The organism is Methylomonas sp. Kb3 (assembly GCF_002834115.1).
GTDB classification, from domain to species: domain Bacteria; phylum Pseudomonadota; class Gammaproteobacteria; order Methylococcales; family Methylomonadaceae; genus Methylomonas; species Methylomonas defluvii.
The window spans coordinates 105,367-124,567 of the sequence record NZ_PIZT01000005.1; the positions used below are offsets into that span (position 1 = coordinate 105,367).

The 19,201-nt window shown below is 51.9% G+C and carries 15 protein-coding genes; 7 read left to right on the forward strand and 8 right to left on the reverse strand.

The annotated features are described in order from the left end of the window. Window positions 1-130: 130 nt before the first annotated feature. Together CWO84_RS04185 and CWO84_RS04190 are read right to left on the reverse strand one after the other, a co-directional pair. Window positions 131-1,993 carry a S8 family serine peptidase gene (locus CWO84_RS04185; RefSeq protein ID WP_240617955.1) on the reverse strand — a complete coding sequence of 621 codons (1,863 nt, stop codon included), beginning with the start codon at window positions 1,991-1,993 and terminating at the stop codon, window positions 131-133. 239 nt (window positions 1,994-2,232) lie between these two features. Beyond that, complete coding sequence (locus tag CWO84_RS04190) at window positions 2,233-2,940, reverse strand: PEP-CTERM sorting domain-containing protein (RefSeq protein ID WP_101051844.1); 708 nt, start codon at window positions 2,938-2,940, stop codon at window positions 2,233-2,235. A 768-nt stretch (window positions 2,941-3,708) separates the two neighbouring features. Between CWO84_RS04190 and CWO84_RS04195 the strand changes: the two genes are divergently transcribed. Further along, window positions 3,709-4,404, forward strand: a complete 696-nt coding sequence (locus CWO84_RS04195; protein ID WP_101051845.1) for a hypothetical protein — start codon at window positions 3,709-3,711, stop codon at window positions 4,402-4,404. 294 nt (window positions 4,405-4,698) lie between these two features. Further along, entirely contained in the window at window positions 4,699-5,205 is a 507-nt protein-coding gene (locus CWO84_RS04200; protein WP_101051846.1) for a glutathione peroxidase, read from the forward strand. Here the strand turns inward: CWO84_RS04200 and CWO84_RS04205 are convergent. The 5 genes from CWO84_RS04205 to CWO84_RS04225 form a co-directional block, all read right to left on the reverse strand. Further along, on the reverse strand, window positions 5,195-6,376 hold the full coding sequence (locus CWO84_RS04205) for a flagella assembly protein FlgT middle domain-containing protein (protein ID WP_101051847.1): 1,182 nt from the start codon (window positions 6,374-6,376) through the stop codon (window positions 5,195-5,197). The genes CWO84_RS04200 and CWO84_RS04205 overlap by 11 nt on opposite strands. Beyond that, window positions 6,366-7,058: a hypothetical protein gene (locus CWO84_RS04210; protein WP_101051848.1), complete on the reverse strand. Its 693-nt coding sequence runs from the start codon at window positions 7,056-7,058 to the stop codon at window positions 6,366-6,368. The genes CWO84_RS04205 and CWO84_RS04210 overlap by 11 nt, the downstream gene beginning before the upstream one ends. Before the next feature lie 114 nt (window positions 7,059-7,172). Then, the gene (gene rsfS / locus CWO84_RS04215; RefSeq protein ID WP_101051849.1) at window positions 7,173-7,514 is read right to left on the reverse strand and encodes a ribosome silencing factor; all 342 of its coding nucleotides are present in this window, start codon (window positions 7,512-7,514) and stop codon (window positions 7,173-7,175) included. Next, complete coding sequence (gene nadD, locus CWO84_RS04220) at window positions 7,515-8,156, reverse strand: nicotinate-nucleotide adenylyltransferase (protein WP_101051850.1); 642 nt, start codon at window positions 8,154-8,156, stop codon at window positions 7,515-7,517. Continuing rightward, window positions 8,156-9,394: a glutamate-5-semialdehyde dehydrogenase gene (locus CWO84_RS04225; RefSeq protein WP_216614887.1), complete on the reverse strand. Its 1,239-nt coding sequence runs from the start codon at window positions 9,392-9,394 to the stop codon at window positions 8,156-8,158. The genes nadD and CWO84_RS04225 overlap by 1 nt, the downstream gene beginning before the upstream one ends. A 213-nt stretch (window positions 9,395-9,607) precedes the next feature. Between CWO84_RS04225 and CWO84_RS04230 the strand changes: the two genes are divergently transcribed. Both CWO84_RS04230 and CWO84_RS04235 read left to right on the forward strand, forming a co-directional pair. Further along, window positions 9,608-10,720, forward strand: coding sequence for an NADH:flavin oxidoreductase/NADH oxidase (locus CWO84_RS04230; RefSeq protein WP_101051852.1), 1,113 nt, complete (start codon window positions 9,608-9,610; stop codon window positions 10,718-10,720). Window positions 10,721-10,808: 88 nt separating this feature from the next. Next, window positions 10,809-12,026, forward strand: a complete 1,218-nt coding sequence (locus CWO84_RS04235) for an MFS transporter (protein ID WP_101051853.1) — start codon at window positions 10,809-10,811, stop codon at window positions 12,024-12,026. A 30-nt stretch (window positions 12,027-12,056) separates the two neighbouring features. On the opposite strand, the gene CWO84_RS24295 is transcribed toward CWO84_RS04235, so the two are convergent. Next, complete coding sequence (locus CWO84_RS24295; protein WP_165786265.1) at window positions 12,057-12,200, reverse strand: hypothetical protein; 144 nt, start codon at window positions 12,198-12,200, stop codon at window positions 12,057-12,059. A 380-nt stretch (window positions 12,201-12,580) separates the two neighbouring features. Between CWO84_RS24295 and CWO84_RS04240 the strand changes: the two genes are divergently transcribed. The 3 genes from CWO84_RS04240 to CWO84_RS04250 all read left to right on the forward strand — a co-directional run bounded on the left by CWO84_RS04240 (window position 12,581) and on the right by CWO84_RS04250 (window position 18,982). Continuing rightward, window positions 12,581-16,318, forward strand: a complete 3,738-nt coding sequence (locus CWO84_RS04240; RefSeq protein WP_101051854.1) for a response regulator — start codon at window positions 12,581-12,583, stop codon at window positions 16,316-16,318. 8 nt (window positions 16,319-16,326) lie between these two features. Then, a complete protein-coding gene (locus tag CWO84_RS04245) occupies window positions 16,327-17,325 on the forward strand; it encodes an HD domain-containing phosphohydrolase (protein ID WP_101051862.1) in 999 nt (332 codons plus the stop codon). 241 nt (window positions 17,326-17,566) lie between these two features. Next, complete coding sequence (locus CWO84_RS04250) at window positions 17,567-18,982, forward strand: OpgC domain-containing protein (RefSeq protein WP_240617956.1); 1,416 nt, start codon at window positions 17,567-17,569, stop codon at window positions 18,980-18,982. Window positions 18,983-19,201 lie beyond the last annotated feature (219 nt).

Sequence of the window (19,201 nt, forward strand, 5' to 3'; positions counted from 1 at the left end):
CCCGTGATCAATAGGGCCGGGGTAAGCGCCACGAATCCCGCAAAAAATACAGGGGCGGAATACACCCCTGTTTTTAATCGCCTTTACAGTACCGCCAACAAAACTGTTGGCAGTTTTCCGAATACGAAGGCTACTTACTGACGAGAATACTGACGGCACCGGTTTTATTGGCGGTATCGGTGGCAACCGCTTTTATCGAATGGCTGCCGGCAGCCACTTTCTTGACATTCCAGCTATAGCTCAAGTTTTTGTTAGTCGTAGACGACACCAGCTTGTTATCGATATAAAGCTGCACTTTAGCGACGGCAACGTCGTCTTTAGCAGCAGCAGAGATACTCACCACGCTACCACTCAGTTTCGCACCGTTAATCGGGTTAGAAATAGTCACGGTTGGCGCCGCTTGATCCGTGGTGCTTACCGTGGTTTGATTTTGTACGTTCACAGTCACGGCGCTTGATGAACCTTGGTTTCCGGAAAAGTCAGTCGCCACCGCCATTAAATTGATATTGCCGTTTGCCACAGTCGTGGAATCCCAACTGAATGTGTAAGGCGCAGTGCCATCTGTTCCGACCAATTTACCCCCTGCGTAAAATGAAACCTGGCTTACTGCGACATTATCATTAGCGTTAACAGCCACAGAGGTCAAACCACTGACCACAGCGCCAGCGGTTGGAGATGAAATGGCAGCGGTCGGCGCGAGAGTATCTCTAGCCACGGTATTGAGCGCTAATTGCACCGCGGCGTTAGCATTAATACGCCCATAGCCATAGTTTGGATCAAAATTAACGCCGGATACTTTATCGGCAGAATCTTTCAGCACTTTTTCGACATCCGCAGGCACCAAATTGGGATTTGCCGCTTGAATCAACGCGACTACGCCCGCAGTGACCGGGCTAGAAAATGAAGTCCCGTTCCAATTGGCATATCCGCCACCTCTCAAAAGCGTGGCAATAGAAGTGCCGGGAGCGGCGACATCAATAAAGGCGCCAAAATTGGACCAACTGGCTTTCGCGTCATTCCAATCGCTTGCTGAAACAGAAATCATGTAGGGATTATCGGTATATCCGGGATCGACTCCGTCGTTGGCGCCTGCAACAACCACTAATCCGCCTTTGGCATTCATATACTGCGCTGCCGATGACACGGCCGAACTAGCACTCACACCGTAGCTAATATTCGCGACATCGGCACCATTATCTGCAGCCCAACTCAAACCCCGAGCTATATCACTCCAATAAGCGTATCCCGTAGAATCGTTAGTAATCCTCACCGGCATCACTTTAGCATTCCAGGCCACGCCGGCAACCCCAGTAGCGTTATCGGTGACAGCCGCCGCTGTACCGGCAACAGCCGTACCATGACCATTGATGTCAGAGGTATCAGAGCCGCCGTCCACGGCATTCCAGCCCGGAATCATATGATTAGCCAAATCCGGATGCGAACCATCAACGCCGCTATCCAATACAGCTATTGTAATGCCATCAGCTTTGGAAACATCCCAAGCCCCAGGCGTTTGTATTTTTGCTAAATGCCACGCACCGGCAAAATTCGGATCATTCGGGGTAGTCGTACTCATGGGCTGAACCATATCCAGCTCAGCGAACTCGATATGGGGATTTTTTGATAATGCCCGTACCACCGCTTCTTCCGCTTGTTCAGGAACGCTAACGATATGAACCGGCAAATTGCCGATCTTTTCGCTGCTTTTACCTTGATTGCCCCGCAGAATTTTTTCAAACTCCGCATCCGACAAACCCGCATTGGGTTTAACTAAAATTTGCCCTGGTTTCCAGGTTTTGGCGACGTTACCAGCTGACGCCGGCAACTGATGCATATCCTGATTTATTTGCAAAATTTCCTGATCCAGCAGGTATTTATCAAGATAAATGATTGCGGGCACTGCCAATAACGCTACGCCTAAAGTGATGTATAAATTTTTTTTGTTCATGACTGTTCCCCTCGTTTTTATTTTGAATGTCCAAATCTTAAACACCTCATCCTTGGCTTCTTTGCCTTGAGGCTTTCTGAACGTAAGCTAATTTGAATGTTCGGAATCAGCTTTCTGCTTGGAAGAAAGTCTAAAAAAACTGGGCTGCCATTACTGTGACTTTGCTTTCAGAATCACCATAACAACAATGGGGTAACACCTGTTGCTGAAGCTACCAGACAATTTCTGGAAAAAAAAACGCCGGTTTAACCGGCGTTTTTTAGGTGTGTAAACAAATCGGACAATCAGACTTTGCTTTTACGTGACAAACCCATGCCCAACAAGCCCATGCCCAGCAAAGCTACAACGCTTGGCTCGGGCACGCTGCCTTGACCACCGCCACCGCCGTCGCGTGTATAGTTACCGATCAGGAAGCCACTATCCGAGCAACCTGCACAACCCGCCGTACTTAGTGATTGCAAATGCGCACCCAATTGACCGGCAGGTAACGTAGCTTCCGAGCTCTGTAGTGCTGCTGCGGAATAAAAGTCATCCAAAGTCCAATTACGGTTTAAGGTTGCGGTAAACGACAAATTCACGGCATTAGTGACGTTGTTTCCGTTACCTGGCGGATCAACAGCTTCAAAAAGAAACGTGGGATTGAAGTTCCCTCCACCTACTGTCGATGCTGGACTGTTGATAACCCAACCCGCTGGCGAAAACCCACCAAAAAGAACATTGGCAGCATTAACCGAAGATCCCAGATTGAAATAAAACTCATCGAGCTTTGCATTTGGATGCAGAGGCGAAGCGATATCCACTGTCCAAGTAGCTACAGTGTCAAGGACATTTATGCCGACGTTGATGAACAGGTTATCCGGATTATCGGTTCTTGGATCGCCTGTTAGGCTACCCGCTACGCTAAATGAGGCCGCTTGAGCGCCTCCTCCGAAAATTGCGGCTGACGATAAAAATCCCGCCAACAGTATGTGTTTAATCGTTTTGGTTTCCATAATTCCCCCTAATATAAAAATCTGTACAGTCCTTTTGAATACTTTCTTTGGTTAAGTTTCCGTTAGGCATGCCACGAAATCGTACGATTATTAAGCAAACAGAAAGCCAAGAGCAATTTAAATTTATAAAACAATTGCTTAAACAAAAAGCATCCTCTCGAAATAATTTGAACCACCACGAACTGTAAATTTTTACGTCAGCATTTGCTTACATTACCGTGTATTACAGTTCAAACCGACCTGAGCATCAACCCAGAAAAACTGCGTCTTGGTAGCAGATTGATCGGTTTTTCCCCAGGGATTTTCATTAAGTTTTTTTGCAAATCCAATGCCAGAGCGCTTTTGCAAAGCAATTTCAGGAAAAAATCCCGACGCATTGTCATAAAAATTTAACACTACCCCGAACCACAATTTTCATTTGGAAATTCAGCATTTTTGCCTGTAAAAAAAACTGACAACACACTTACGCTGTTTAATGTTTTGCCAGTCATGATCAATTGACCCAATCGAAAAATTGAAACTTCGTTTTTTAATACAGAAAACCTACCTGGGAGAATGCACCGTGGCTAGTGCTGCCCAAGCGCGGGCCTTGCGACTCGACAAATCAACTATTTCAAGGATCTATGGTATAAAGCGCTGCGATTTAATCGTAGCGCTTCCATCATGCTTTGGAATACAAGCCGCGGAAGCTATGCCTAGAAAGCCAATCGGTAACGCTGTAGGTGTTAGTTAGTTTTGGATTAATAACAATATTGAGGGGGACAAATCATGATAGAACTTCTGGTAATCTTAGGGCTGGCAGTAGTCGGTTGGCTGGTCTGGAAAGGCAAACTAAAACTCAAGCCAATTGGCAAGACGCCGGAGAACAAACAGGCGACACCGCCTCAACCAGTTGCTTCCCGTGCAGCAAATTCCCCTTCGCAACCGGATACCGCGTCGCCAACGACTCCAATAGCGCAAGAAATCGAGACCCCGGTAGAGCCTCCCATCCAAGCGCCTGAACCCATTGCCGAACCCGCGCAACAGGCGCCAATCGTCACAGCAGTTACCGAAGAACCGAGTACACCGACGAAAGAAGAGCCGGCAATCACAATACCGGAAGATTCAGTATTAAAACGCCATTATCTGGCAGCATTGCAAGCGGAGAAAGAGGCCCTCAGCAATCCCTATCCCACCGACTCCGTGCTGCGCCGTCACTACGAAACGCTGCACAAAATCGCATCGCCTCAGCATTCACAAGCTGTGGACGAATCGGCGCCCTCCCAGCCGGAAGCTGCGACCCAGCCAGCCAGCCCTGTAGAAGCGGTTCTGCCTGAAGATTCGTCAGTTCAGATGCAGGACCTTGAGCAATTACGCCGCGAAATTGCAGCCGAATTGCCAACACCGCCTACCGACTCGGTTTTGAAACGTCACTATGACAGCTTACTGCAAACCAAACTGCAACAACGGCTAGCCTCACAATAGGCACTGAGAAATCTCGGCAGGTTTCAACAGCCGCCCGTACGCCAGGACGCTATGGGCGGTCGTCCCGCAAAAGAATGGCCTGGGCGGAATACCTTCAATGCCCATTAAAATTCCTGGTAAGCCCCCATGCAAATATGGGTATGTTGGCACTACAGATTTTTGACAATCCGATGAATAACGGTATGCTGGGTAAATGTTTGTCTATGCATCTTGATGGGGATACATAGACTTTAAGAAGCGCCATCCCAACGTTTACGACAAGCACAAGTAATTCCATAACTGACCGGCATCAGCATGAATGACATATACCAATTCTCGGCGACTAACATTAACGGCGAAACTGTCGCTTTGGCAGATTACCGCGGAAAAGTGCTGCTAATCGTCAACACCGCCAGTCGATGCGGCTTTACCCCGCAGTTCCGTGGCTTGGAAGCGCTGTACCAGACCTATAAAAGCCGCGGCTTAGTGATCCTGGGGTTTCCGTGTAATCAATTCGGCCAGCAAGAACCAGGCGATAGCCAAGAAATTGCCAGCTTTTGCGAACTGAACTATGGCGTTAGCTTCCCCATGTTCGAAAAAATCGACGTTAACGGTAACCACGCACATCCGCTGTTCGAGTATTTGAAAACCGCAGCCCCGGGAATCCTGGGTTTAAATGCCATTAAATGGAATTTCAGTAAATTTCTGGTCGGCCGAGATGGCAAGGTTTTTAAACGCTATGCGCCGATAGACACGCCGGCAGGTATCAGTAAAGACATAGAGCGCTTACTGAGTTTGAGCGACGCCCCCGTTAAGGCGTAGCAAAACTTTTCACCCAATCGCCCGGCCTTACTGCACCGGCAACCGCCGAAGAATCAAGAGTACCCGCCGCCGTAGCAGCACTGACATCGGTTATCGTCAAGATGCCTTGCGACTCGCCCAAACCCGCTCCCGCCGTACCGCCGGCGGACGCCGAATAAATCATCAGCTTATCACCGACTCTGATTTTATCCTGGGCGCCGGCGGCAATCACGATCCGGTTGTTGCCGGCTTGTATCACCCGGGTGGTAAAGGGATAGCAGCCGAATAATTTGTGAATATCTTCACTGGCCTGCTGAATGATCTCGCTGATGGCGTGACCGGCCGACGTGGAATTGAAACGCTCGCTACCCACCGTATAGCCGCTCGGCAGCGAGACGTCGCCCAGGATAGAATCGGTATAACGATGTTGAAACAGCAAGGCGCCGCTAAAACCGTCGTAAACAAATACGTCAATCCCAACACTACGGCGAGCGACAAAATCCCGGACCATGGATTTTAAATCCGCCAGCGCGCCGCTACCACGCACGTATTCTGTAGACTCCACCCGAAAATCGCGAATCACGCCCGATAACACGAACTGCGCGTTCTGTTGCTTGGCAATATTCAGAATAACCGACTCACCACTACCCTCGGCAAAGCGAATCTCCGGCGCCATATCGGGCCGGCTGTATAAAGAGGTATTAGTCAGATTGCGGCCGATAAAGTCGCCGGTTTCCATCAGCTGATTATTAATTTCCCTAGGGATGCCGCTGTATAAATCCTGGCTTTCGGTGCCGCTAATTTGATCGGCATTCATGACCGGAAAACCGGTGGCGACTATTTTTTTCCGATACGGCGAACCGCAGCGCTGCTTATCGGACAACACTGCCAGCACCTGCACATGATAAAAATCGGCATCCTGCCATTCGTCGACCACCTTAATATCACTAACCAGCATCGCCGAGTTATTGTTGCGTTTGAGCTGCAAGGATGCCTGATGCACCGCATCGTCGATAGCAGCGCGGCGGGCTGCTTCGATACCGCCGCCGACGATTGGCGCACTACCTTGCACGCTGACCTGCTGACCGGACACGGCAACGCCATTCTCATCGCCGCCCCGCTTACTATTACCGCTGCTGCATGCAGCCAGCAAAGCAATCAGTAACACTGTTAGCAAGTTTTTATAAGGCACTATAAAATCCGTTGATCAACAAATACTGAAATATCGTCCGCAAGCCGGTATTGGCTATCCATTCCACATCGTAAAGACCGGCTTCCAGTAAAGTATCGTCCACGACACTGGGCTTTTTGGAAAAACCAGACACATAATATTGATCGCTACAATCGCGTGCGCCGCAGGCCAGGTTGGCGGAGGTCACCGTTGCCGCTTTATAGCCCAGCCGGGTAAACGCCAGCTTGTTATCTTCCTGCAGACACTGGCCGGCGACATAGGTATCGCCAGACATGCATTGGTAAAAACGCGGGCTAAGACGTAATTCCAGCGTCGTTTTTAAATTGTCTCTGACAGTCCGGTAATCAGCGGCACGCGCTTCACGTAAATAACTATCCAGATAAACCCGGTAAACCTCGTCGCGCATCACTTGAGCGCCGACCGTGGTTTGATTGCCCAATTTTTCTTGATACAGCAAATCCGCCAAGCCGCGATAGGCATCCAGTTTGGCAGCTTGTTGCGCTTGTAACCAGCGTTGATTGACCGCCAGCTTGCCGCTATCCTCGAAACGGCTATAACCGGTAGCGCGCAGGGTTTTGCCGGCTGACGGCGACGGCGCCTCGGCACTTTTACCGCCCACGGACGCGCACCCCGTCGCGACTGCCATTATCAACAGCAAACAGATTGTCTTAAACGCTTTCATAACCCCTCCTCCTACTCGCCTAAGTCATCGACTACTTGGGCTTTTTCTTGAGGGCGGATGACAAATTATGCCCTTGAGCCGGTTGAAATTGCTTTTAGCAAATCGCGGCAAAAACTAACTGTGCGTCTTGTCGCCGGCCACTGACCAGAGTTTTTCCAGCTGATACAGTTCGCGGGCCTGACCGGTCATCACATGCACGATCACATCACCCAAATCCAACAAAATCCAGTCAGAACTTTGATCGCCTTCCAATCCCAGCGGCTGCTGCCCCTGCTCCTTGACCTTTTCCACTACATAATCACACAGCGATTTGGCGTGCCGAGACGAGGTACCGGTGGCAATGACCATATAATCGGTAATACTGGTTTTGCCACGCACATCGATAGTCTTGATGTTAAGGCCTTTGCGGTCGTCGAGCTCGGTTTCGACCAGCTTAAGTAATGCTTCTGTTTGCATTCAATTTCCTGTGTGATGAATGAGGGGTTGATATAAATGATGCCTGCGAATCAATTCGATGACCCGGTCGGGCAGTAAAAATTGTGGATCGCGCCCGACAGCCACCAGTTCGCGAATTGCAGTAGCGGAAATCGCCAGCGCGGTGACTTCCTGGAAGCTTAACAGTCCGGCACTCTGCCGGCTTAATTGGGCTCGGTCTTCGGCGATTCGCTGCTGCAAAAACGCCGATAGCGCCGATCCGGCATAGCCCGGTCGAGTCATCACCACGATGTGTGCATAATCGAATAAGCGTTGCCATTGATGCCAGCGCTCCAAACCGGCAAAGGCATCGGCGCCGATAAACAACAGCAAAGGCGTATCGCCCATTTCGTTGCGTAAGGAATGCAGGGTATCGACCATATACGATGGCCCCGCCCTATCCAACTCGCGCCGATCAACGCTAAAGCCGCGAGTATCGGCGACAGCGGCTTCCAGCATTTGCAAACGCAGGTGCGCCGGCACGTCGGGTTCGTCTCGGTGTGCCGGCACCCGGCAAGGAATCAAGCGCAGCTGCTCCAATTCAAACAGCTCTTTCACTTCCAGCGCGGTGCGCAAATGGCCGTAATGGACCGGATTGAACGTGCCGCCGTAAACCCCGATCATTATTGGCGGATATGCCCGTCGCCCAGCACGATGAATTTCAACGAGGTCAGACCATGCAAGCCAACCGGACCGCGCGCGTGCAATTTATCGGTACTGATGCCAATCTCCGCACCCAAACCGTATTCAAAGCCGTCGGCAAAACGGGTAGAAGCATTGACCATCACCGAGCTGGAATCCACTTCCCGCAAAAAGCGCCGCGCCAAGGTGTAATCCTCGGTGACGATGGCCTCGGTATGCGCGGAGCTATAGGTATTGATATGCGCTATCGCCTCGTCGATGTCCCCGACAATCTTAATGGATAAAATCGGCGCCAGATATTCGGTATGCCAGTCGTCTTCAGTCGCCCGTACAGCGTTTTTGATCAAGGAACAGGTTTTCAAGCAACCGCGCAGTTCCACATTTTTTGCTGTGTATTGTTCGGCCAGAATCGGCAACACCGTCGCAGCGATACTTTCCGCGACCAACAAAGTTTCCATCGCGTTACAGACGCCGTAGCGATGGGTTTTCGCGTTCATTGCAATCGCCACCGCTTTATCCAAGTCAGCTTTGCCGTCGATATACACATGGCAAATGCCGTCCAGATGTTTGATGACCGGAATGGTCGCTTCGGCGCTGATCCGTTCGATCAAACTTTTGCCGCCGCGCGGCACGATCACATCGACATAATCCTTCATCGTGATCAATTCTCCTACCGCCGCTCTATCGGTGGTTTCCACCACTTGCACTGCCTGCTGCGGCAAACCGGCTGCGGCCAAACCGCTGGCGATGCACACCGCAATCGCCCGATTGGAATGAATCGACTCTGAACCACCACGCAAAATACAGGCGTTGCCCGACTTCAAACACAAGGCCGCCGCATCGACAGTAACGTTAGGCCGCGATTCGTAAATAATGCCGATTACGCCCAAGGGCACGCGCATCTGTCCAACCTGAATCCCGCTGGGCTGATAGTTAAGATTGGTAATTTCTCCGACCGGATCGGGCAGCGCGGCAACCTGCTTCAGGCCGTCTATCATCGCTTGGATACGGGCTGGTGTCAGTTCCAGACGATCCAGCGACGCCGGATCCATACCGTTCTGTTTGCCGGCTTCCAAGTCTTTGCGGTTTTCGCTGGCTATTTCGGCGCTACCGGCGGCGATAGCCTCGGCAATTTTCAATAACGCGCTATTTTTCCGCCCGCTCTCGGCCTTGCTGATCTCGCGGCCGGCCACTCTGGCCTGTTGCCCCAATTGCTGCATGTACTGTTTAACGTCCACAATTATCGACCCGATGAATTGGAAAAGCCGGCATTATAGCAAGCCGGGCCAAGTTACAACGAATGCGGCAAATTCAACGCCCTTTCCCGCCGTAAATTCGGCACTGCACGACTGAGCCCTTCCCATTGCCAAGCCGGAACCGAGCTCGTAGACTGCAAGCCTGGATTAACAAACTTTAATCAAAGGTAACCTGATATGAGTCAGCTTTTTTCGCCGTATTCCCTCGGCACAGTTACGCTGCCCAACCGTATCGTCATCGCGCCGATGTGTCAGTACTCGGCAGTCAACGGCGAAGCCAGCGATTGGCATTTAATGCACCTGGGCAATTTGGCGATGTCCGGCGCCGGCTTGTTGATTATCGAAGCCACGGCCGTAGAGCCGGAAGGCCGCATCTCACCGGCCGATCTCGGCCTCTGGTCGGACGACACCGAAGCCGCTTTGGCCCGGGTTTTAACTGCGGTGCGAAAATATTCGCAGATACCCATAGCGATTCAGCTGGCACACGCCGGCCGCAAGGCTTCCACCGCCGCGCCCTGGGACGGTGGCGGTCTGGTCAATATCGAACAAGGCGGCTGGCAGACCGTCGCACCGTCGGCACTGCCTTTTATGCCGGACGACCCCGCGCCGACTGCGCTCGATGCCAGCGGATTGCAACGCATGGTGCAGGCGTTTGTATCTGCGGCAAAGCGCGCGCATAGGCTAGGGCTGGACGCCATCGAGATACACGCCGCCCACGGCTATTTGCTGCACGAATTTCTTTCGCCCTTATCCAATCAGCGTGACGACGAGTACGGCGGCTCGCTGGAAAACCGGATGCGTTTCCCGTTGGCGGTTTTCGATGCGATGCGGGCTGCCGTGCCTATGCAAATGCCTATCGGCGTAAGGATTTCCGCGACCGATTGGGTGGACGGCGGCTGGGACTTGGCGCAAAGCGTGATCTTTGCCAAAGCCTTGCAAGCACGCGGCTGTGCATTTATCCATGTCTCCAGCGGCGGCCTGTCGCCACTACAAAAAATCCCGGTTGGCCCCAATTACCAAGTGCCGCTGGCGACGAGCATCCGCGCAACAACCGGCCTGCCCACCATCACCGTCGGCCTGATCACGGAAGCGGAAGACGCCGAAGCCATCGTCGCCGACGGCCAGGCTGATATGGTGGGTTTGGCGCGCGGCATACTCTACGATCCACGCTGGCCCTGGCATGCCGCCGCCAAACTTGGAGCCCAGGTCGAAGCGCCGCCGCAGTATTGGCGCTGTCAGCCCCGCGAACAAAAGGCTTTATTTGGCGACATTCGCTTTCGGCAACGCTAAGACTTTGACTGGCTTAACCAAGTCAATCAGTCACATAATAAATTCGCCCATGCAGTTGTAACCGGCTGTATTTAAACATTGGATATTCATGCGTTTTTTAGGCACTGCAAACCCCGCGTTTCTAAAACTGTTAACTTTTCGCGTGCTCATCGTGCTGGCCTATCAAATCGTGGCGATTGTGGTGGGCTGGCATATCTACGAACTGACGCACAACCCGCTGGCCTTGGGTCTGATAGGCCTGGCCGAAGTGGTCCCGTATTTTTGCAGCGCGCTATTTGCCGGTTACGCTGTCGATCATTACTCACGGCGCTGGTTTGCAATTTCAGCGTGTTTGCTGTTGTGCCTCAACGCCTTGACCTTGACCGCCATCGCCGCACAATGGATTCCCGATAATCCGCTGGTATTGATGTACGGCTCCATAGCCGTCACCGGCGTGGCGCGGGCCTTTATCGGCCCATCTTACAGCGCACTGTTCGCCCTGGTTTTGCAACGTGAACAATATGCGCGCGCTGCCGGCCTAGGAAGTTCGGTATTTCAGTTTGCTTTAGTCGCCGGCCCGGCACTGGGCGGGATTCTGGTCGGCTGGGCCGGCAAGACTGTGGCTTACGGCATTTCCGGTGGTTTATGCGTGTTGGCCGCGCTGGCTTTGCTGTCCTTACGCATCAAGGAACCGCCGGCAGCGGAAAGCGCGCCCATTTTTACCAGCATCGCCGAAGGCTTGAGCTTTGTATTCAATAACCAGATCATCCTGGGCGCGCAGTCGCTGGATATGTTTGCGGTGTTGTTTGGCGGCGCGGTAGCCATGCTGCCGGCGTTCATTCACGACATATTTCATTACGGCCCGGAAGGTCTGGGGATTTTACGTGCGGCACCGGCCGTTGGCGCGGTGATGACCGGCTTGTTTCTAGCCCGGCATCCCCTCAACAAGCACGCCGGACGCTGGTTGCTGATCGCCGTAGCCGGCTTTGGCTTTTGTATGATCGGCTTTGCGCTTTCGACCAATTTTTGGGTAGCAGGCCTGGCCTTACTGTTGTCTGGCATTTGCGACGGGGTATCGGTGGTGATGCGCACCACCATCATGCAATTGGCCACGCCGGATACGATGCGCGGCAGAGTTGCAGCGATCAACGGCATATTCATCGGCTCGTCTAACGAACTCGGCGCGTTCGAATCCGGGGTTGCCGCTCGGCTGCTGGGCTTGGTGCCGTCAGTAGTGTTTGGCGGAGGCATGACGCTGTTGGTAGTGGCGGTTACGGCTAAATGCGCGCCTAAACTACGCAGGCTGGAGCTTAATCAGCTCCAGTAATCTTCGTGTCAATTGCCCAAAACAGCGGTTTTATTCAGACTTTTTTCCGCGCATCAATAAAAAACCAGCACCAATCGTGGCTACCACTAAAACCACCATTAAGATCGGATGCTGATAAAACATGTCAAAAAATGCACCGGTGCTTTGCGATGTACCTCTGTAATACGGTCCCATAATTTCTCCCCTATTTTTGCTTAATTGTCAGCTCTTTAGGCGGATAAGCTGATTCAAGTTAAAGAATTTACCTTGCAATTCAAGCTTGTCCAATTTTATTAGCCCGACTACCTACCAAACCTATCGCCACACTATTCGCGTGCCTTTAAATTGAGCCCCCTCGGCAGACTCAGGGCGAATGGGTTAAGCATCGATTCAAAAATTCCAGTGATGCACTAAGATTTAGTCTGGCTACATAAACTTCGACCGGCCAAGAATAAACAAGCCCTTCCCTTATTCTGCGTATAGAAATTATTCGAATCGCCTGGTTAAAATGGGAATAACAATAAACGTAGCCAAACCGCTGATGCCCCTTTTGCATTAGCATCAGGAGCTATCCCATGCCGCCGTTCGTCCAACATCGCACACTCAGAATTCTGCTGTCGATGGTCATTCCGATTTGCGGTGCAGTCTTCCAATATCATCTGTGGGACATCCTAAAACCGACCATCTGGATTTTTCTGTACCCTTCTGTATTTTTAAGCGCCGCCGTGGGTGGTCTGGTCGGCGGCTTGCTGGCTACGCTGATAGCGGTGGCATTAGCCGATTTTCTGTTTATCCCGCCAAGCTTTACCTTTTACATTGCAGAAACTCGCAGCATCTATTCGATGTGTATATTTTTCTCGATGGGCATACTGTTCAGCATTGTCTTCGAGCAACTGCATCGCTCTCTGCTAGCAGTCAAACGTTTGTCAAGTTTTGAAGTCAATAGCTATTCACAGCGGCTGGACCAAGCGCTCAGTGTCGCTGACGCTGGCATCTGGGAATGGCACGTCCCCAGCGGCGAAGTGTTTTGGAGCGAGAGCTTATGGCGGCTCTACGGTCTTAAAAACAATAGTTGCCAGGCCTCCTACGACAACTGGCTAAGCACAATCGCCGAAGAAGACAGAGCCACAACACACGAAGCAATGGACCAAGCACTCAAACAAAAAGCCGACGTCCTGTTAGAGTGGCGAGTGCATTCCAAGCTGGACGGCCACACCCACTATTTGCTGTCGCGCGGCCAGCCGCTGTTGGACGAGCACGGAGAACTCCTGCTTTATCGCGGCGTGGTGATCGACATCACTGACCGCAAACAATCGGAACACGTACTACAGCAACTCACGCAAGAACTCGAAGATAAAGTCGAAGCAAGGACCAAAGAATTTTTCGATCTATACAACCAAGCGCCCTGCGGTTACCACTCGTTGTCGCCCGAGGGAACGATTTTACGGGTCAATCAATCCGAGCTGGATCTTTTGGGCTATACCAGCGATGAGTATTTAGGCCACCCGATCACCGAGTTCATGACACCCGACAGCCGAAAGCTATTCGAAAGTCACTTTCCGGAGTTTATGCGTACCGGTCACGTGCGTGATCTGGAGTTCGATTTTTTTTGCAAGGACGGCAGTATCAGGCCATTTCTGGTTAACGCCGATTTGATCCGGAATGCTCAAGGCGAGGCCCAGTACTCGACCAGCACCTTGGTGGATGACCGCGAACGTAAAGCCCGCGAACAAAAGCTCCAGGACCTGAACAAATTTCTCAACGAAGTATTAGAAGTGCTGCCCTTTGGTGTGGTGGTCTACGACGAGTCGTATAAAGCCGTTTTCCGTAACAGCTTGTTTGGCAAACTTTTAAGTTATCCCTCCGAGCTGTGCAAAAAAGAACCTCTGTATTTTGCCGATGCCATTCGCTTCAATTTTGACCGGGGCGACTATCCGAATCGAACTTTTGATGACGTCCTAAACGGCTTCATCGATATGATGGCAGCGCGCGAAACCGTGTGTTTTGAACGCCAGCAAGCCAATGGCATTTATCTGGAGATTTGCGGCCAGCCCATCAGTAATGGCTGGACCTTACTGACTTACACGGATATTACCCCGCACCGGTTAGCCGAACAATCACTAGAAACCGCTCGCAGCGCGGCCGAGGCCGCCACCCGCGCCAAAAGCGCATTCCTGGCCAACATGAGCCACGAGATTCGCACTCCGATGAACGCCATACTGGGTTTGGCGTATCTGCTGGAAAAAAGCGAATTGCCGGGCGATGCGAACCATTTGGTCAGCAAAATTCGCATGGCCGGACGTTCGCTACTGGGCATCATCAACGATATTCTGGACTTTTCCAAAATTGAATCTGACAAACTGGAAATCGAACACGCACCGTTTCGCCTGGGAGATGTGCTGGATAATTTATCGACCATTATGTCCACGAACGCCGGCGAAAAAGAACTGGAACTGATCATCGCCCAGCCACCCAGCAAAACCAAACAACTTTATGGTGACGCGCTGCGGCTAGAACAGGTGTTGATTAACCTGACCAGCAATGCGATTAAATTCACCGAGCAAGGTCATGTGGAACTAGCGATCGCAGTGACCGCCGAAGACGACCAGCAGATAACCTTGAGATTTGCAGTTCGCGACACCGGCATCGGCATTCCGGCGGACATACAGCAGGACATTTTTTCGCCATTTTCTCAAGCCGACAGTTCGACGAGCCGTCGATTTGGTGGCACCGGCTTGGGCTTGAGTATCTGCCGACGTTTAATTGCGGCTATGGGCGGCGAATTGCAGGTCACCAGCATCCCGGGCAGCGGCAGCGAGTTTTGGTTTAACTTGACATTTAAACGCGGCCAAGACGTTTGGCTGGCCGCACCGGACATGGCGAATCTCCCGGTATTGGTGGCGCACGGTAATCCAATCGCCCGCGAAGTGTTGGCAGATATTGTGGCCGGATTGGGCTGGAACGCAACAGCGGTCGGTTCGGGCTCGGCCGCCCTTCAACATATCCAAAGCCGCTTGCTGGCGCGAGAGCCCAATCAAGTTCTGCTATTGAACTACAAAACCCCGGGCATGGACGGCTTCACCGTCGCCAATAAAATCCGCAACGAACTCAAGGACCATCACGACCCAATTATCATTATGGTCACCGCTCACGCTAGTAACGCCCTGCAGACTCACAGCGACATGCGCCACGTAGACGCCTTACTGACCAAGCCGGTCACCGCTTCGGCACTGTATAACACGGTGGCACGCGCATTACGGGTGCGCCAAGGCGGCGAGCCGCTTAGACCTAAACATACCCAGCAGCGCCTTGCCGGCTTACGCATCTTGGTGGTGGATGACAGCGACATCAATCGCGAGGTGGCACAACGTATTCTGGAAGGTGAAGGCGCGCATGTCGAATTGGCCCATCACGGTCGCCAGGCCCTTGAATGGCTGGAGACGCATTACAACACCATAGATATTGTGCTGATGGATGTGCAGATGCCGATTATGAACGGCTACGAAGCTACCCAGCACATCCGCCGTATGCCGGCCTTAGCCGATCTCCCCATAGTGGCGCTGACCGCCGGCGCGTTTATGGAACAACAAGAGTTGGCACAAGCAGCAGGCATGACCGGCTTTATTGCCAAACCGTTTGATGTGGATGCCGCCATCGCCTTGATTATCAAGTTGACCGGCGGAACTCGTCAAATTGCGCCGATGTATAAACCCCATCTTGTCATACAGCCCAATACTTCAGATCTCGAGCTACCGAGTTTGGACGTCGAACGCGGCCTAAAACTTTTCCCGGATGTAAGTACTTACCAACAATATTTACGTAAGTTTGCCCGGGATTACGCCGACAGCGTACACACTATCAAATTCGCGGACACCGCTGAAGCACGGGCGTTTCTTCATAAGCTGAAGGGTGTTGCGACCACCCTGGCCCTACTAGAACTTGGCAAACAAGCGGCAGAAGTCGAACAGCAGCTAGTCAGGGGCGCGGAAATGACTGGACCCTTGCGAATTTTAAAGTCTGCTTTAGACAAAGCACTGGATTCGATTGCTGAATATGCCCCCGACAAACACGTTGTAGACAACACCCAAGCAAAAACGATAGACCGGCAACAACTGACAGCACTCCTTGCGCAGATGCTAGCTATATTGGCAAACGATGACATGGTGGAATTTAGGCCGCTGTTGCTTGAACTTGATAAGACGGTCGGACCTACTAGCCTTGAACCGTTAAACCGAGCCATCGAGAACTACGATTTTCGAACTGCGGAAGCTGAAGTCAGGACACTTGCAGCTGAACATTCTATTACTCTGTGAGCATTGCCATGCCTAACGGTCCTATCTTAATTATTGACGACGAGCCGCAGAATCTGCGGGTGCTGGAGCAAATCTTAGCAGGCAAATATAAGTTGGTGTTTGCTCGCAATGGCCATGAGGCGCTGGCGGCTACACGTAAATTTCGACCGTCTCTGATTTTATTGGATATTCAACTGCCGGATATGGACGGTTATACGGTGTGTCGGCAGTTAAAAGCTGATCCGCTTACCGAAAGCATTCCGGTGATCTTTATCACGAGTTTGGCGGATGCCGATGATGAAGTCACTGGTTTTGAGGCCGGCGCGGTGGACTACATCGTTAAACCGGTTTCATCACCGACAGTAAGGGCGCGCGTACAAACCCACCTGTCCTTGGTACGCGCGATCCATCTGGAAAAAAGTCATCGCGACGCCATCTACATGCTCGGTGAAGCCGGCCATTACAATGACAACGATACCGGGGTGCATATCTGGCGCATGGCGGATTATGCGGGCGCCTTGGCACATGCCCTAGGCTGGGGAGAAGAACAATGCCGGCTAATCGAATTGGCGGCCCCGATGCACGACACCGGCAAAATAGGCATCCCGGATGCGATTCTGAAGAAATCCGGCGCATTGGATACGGCGGACTGGGTAATCATGAAAACCCACCCCAGAATTGGCTACGACATCCTCAGCAAAAGTGATGCACCGGTCTTTAAGATGGCAGCGGAGATTGTCTTACACCATCATGAGCATTGGGATGGCAGTGGTTATCCCGATGGACTGGCTGGCGAGCTAATTCCCGAATCGGCGCGTATCGCAGCCTTAGTCGATGTGTTCGACGCGCTGACGATGAAACGTCCATACAAAGAAGCTTGGCCTAACGAGCAAGCAATAGCCACCATTCAAGCGGAAAGCGGCAGCCATTTTCAACCAGCGATGATCGAGGCCTTTATTGCCGTTCTACCCGAGATCTTAGCGATTCAAGCCAAATGGTCCGAATGCGAGGCCACGTCCAGGGTGTGATAACTGCGCATTTATCGATCTGCGAACTGACCAAGCGGGTATTGTCATTGAAATAACAAAATTATTACCTCGCCAAGGGTTGTCTAGATCCGAAAGCTTCAAAAAATCCAGTGTCAGGCACATCCCAATAGTCTGGATTGACTTCCCGGTTTGGGACTCCAGCATTCTCTGGAATGACGGCATACTTGAAATATTCTTATAATCAGGAAGATTTAGCTGAAATGCGTCATTCACACAACCGATGTTATTGGACAAAAGGACCTATATGGCATTGCCGGACCCGTCACTGCAAAGCAGGAATTTGCCGTTGGATTTTTTTAGAGGTTTGGCGTTGATGGTGATTTTTATTAACCACATGCCGGATAACCCCTGGTTTTGGTATACCCCTTCGCGATTCGGCCTCAGCGATGCGGCGGAGGTTTTCGTGTTTTCATCCGGCTTTGCCTCCGCGCTGGCCTACGGCCGCTGCTTTGAACGCGCCGGACTCTGGCTGGGACTGGTTCGCGTCCTGCACCGATGCGTGCAAATTTACAGCGCACATCTGGCCTCTTTTGTGCTGCTGGCTTTGGTTTGCGTAGTTGGTAATCGCTGGGTGCCGGAAATGGATGATATTCAACGCCTGAACATTGCCTATTTTTTCGACGCCACCCAACAAGCGCTGTATGACTTGTTCACCTTGGCATATGTACCCAATTATTTCGACATCCTACCGCTGTATCTACTAGTGATCGTTTGGCTGCCTATATTCTGGCTAGTATCCCGTTTGCATGTCGGTATGGCTTTAGCGTGTTCGGTCACCCTCTATTGGGCCAGTTATTACTACGGATGGGAACTGAGTGCCGACCCAGTGAGTGGACGAAAATGGTATTTCAATCCCTATAACTGGCAACTGATGTTTTTTACCGGTTACGCCTTCGGCGCCGGCTGGGCCAAGGTCAGTGTAAAACACGGCTGGCTGTTAGCGGTTTGCCTCGGGCTAGTCCTGGTTTCAATTCCTTTGGAGCATGAGGCCACGTATACCCGGATTAAATTCTGGGGCGAGCTTCGCGCTAACTTGACGCCCTGGCTGGACAAAAGTCATTTGGGGGTGTTGCGTTGGTTGCATTTACTCGCGGCGGCTTATCTGATGTATCGCTTGTGCCATTGGCGATCACAATGGCTACACAGTCCGGTGCCGCGCGCCGTTGTCATTATGGGTCAACAATCTTTACCGATTTACCTGTGTTCCATGGTGCTCTCGTATGCGGGGGGCATCTGGCTGGACCACCTTGGGCGCGACGAATGGTCCGCTGCGGCCTTGGTCAATCTCAGCGGCTTAGGACTGATGTTGCTGGCCGGCCAAACGATGTCCTGGCTGGATACTAAGCCCTGGAAAATTTCTCAGCCGGAAAGATTGGCCCAAAGCGATAACAGCTACTATTTCGAGCCATTTATGCCCCGGTATCGCTGGGTTAACCAAGCTTTAGCACTGCCCTGCTTGATCGGTTTAGCGGCGCTGCCAGCGATGTTGACCCACTCACAACCATCCGGCATTGTGGCCACGCCAGACCTTGCCGTGCAGTTACGGGAGCCTGATAAGGAGGCTTTACAACCAGTGGAAACGCTGTCACCAGAAACCGAAGCCGATAAAGTGATCGACAGCCGGCAACAGCTTTAAACGATTTTAAGCTCATGGAAGCTCAAGCCGTTCATCAGTTTTTCTTGCAGTTAATGGTTATTCTGCTGACCGCTCGGATGTTTGGCGAATCGTTCGCGCGGCTTAAAAGCCCACCAGTCGTAGGCGAACTGTTGGCCGGTGTTCTTCTTGGTCCCAGTATGCTAGTGCTTAGTTGCGTTATTAAGCGCTAATAATGTAATCTTGGAGGGATGTCACGAG

What these genes read in the sequence shown, in the direction of transcription:
- CWO84_RS04230 (WP_101051852.1), top strand. Translation starts at nt 9,608, where the DNA reads ATGAGTCAGCTTTTTTCGCCGTATTCCCTCGGCACAGTTACGCTGCCC.
- nadD (WP_101051850.1), bottom strand. Translation starts at nt 8,156, where the DNA reads ATGATCGGGGTTTACGGCGGCACGTTCAATCCGGTCCATTACGGCCAT.
- CWO84_RS04195 (WP_101051845.1), top strand. Translation starts at nt 3,709, where the DNA reads ATGATAGAACTTCTGGTAATCTTAGGGCTGGCAGTAGTCGGTTGGCTG.
- CWO84_RS04235 (WP_101051853.1), top strand. Translation starts at nt 10,809, where the DNA reads ATGCGTTTTTTAGGCACTGCAAACCCCGCGTTTCTAAAACTGTTAACT.
- CWO84_RS24295 (WP_165786265.1), bottom strand. Translation starts at nt 12,200, where the DNA reads ATGGGACCGTATTACAGAGGTACATCGCAAAGCACCGGTGCATTTTTT.
- CWO84_RS04200 (WP_101051846.1), top strand. Translation starts at nt 4,699, where the DNA reads ATGAATGACATATACCAATTCTCGGCGACTAACATTAACGGCGAAACT.
- CWO84_RS04210 (WP_101051848.1), bottom strand. Translation starts at nt 7,058, where the DNA reads ATGAAAGCGTTTAAGACAATCTGTTTGCTGTTGATAATGGCAGTCGCG.
- CWO84_RS04190 (WP_101051844.1), bottom strand. Translation starts at nt 2,940, where the DNA reads ATGGAAACCAAAACGATTAAACACATACTGTTGGCGGGATTTTTATCG.
- CWO84_RS04240 (WP_101051854.1), top strand. Translation starts at nt 12,581, where the DNA reads ATGCCGCCGTTCGTCCAACATCGCACACTCAGAATTCTGCTGTCGATG.
- CWO84_RS04245 (WP_101051862.1), top strand. Translation starts at nt 16,327, where the DNA reads ATGCCTAACGGTCCTATCTTAATTATTGACGACGAGCCGCAGAATCTG.
- CWO84_RS04250 (WP_240617956.1), top strand. Translation starts at nt 17,567, where the DNA reads ATGTTATTGGACAAAAGGACCTATATGGCATTGCCGGACCCGTCACTG.
- CWO84_RS04225 (WP_216614887.1), bottom strand. Translation starts at nt 9,394, where the DNA reads ATGCAGCAATTGGGGCAACAGGCCAGAGTGGCCGGCCGCGAGATCAGC.
- rsfS (WP_101051849.1), bottom strand. Translation starts at nt 7,514, where the DNA reads ATGCAAACAGAAGCATTACTTAAGCTGGTCGAAACCGAGCTCGACGAC.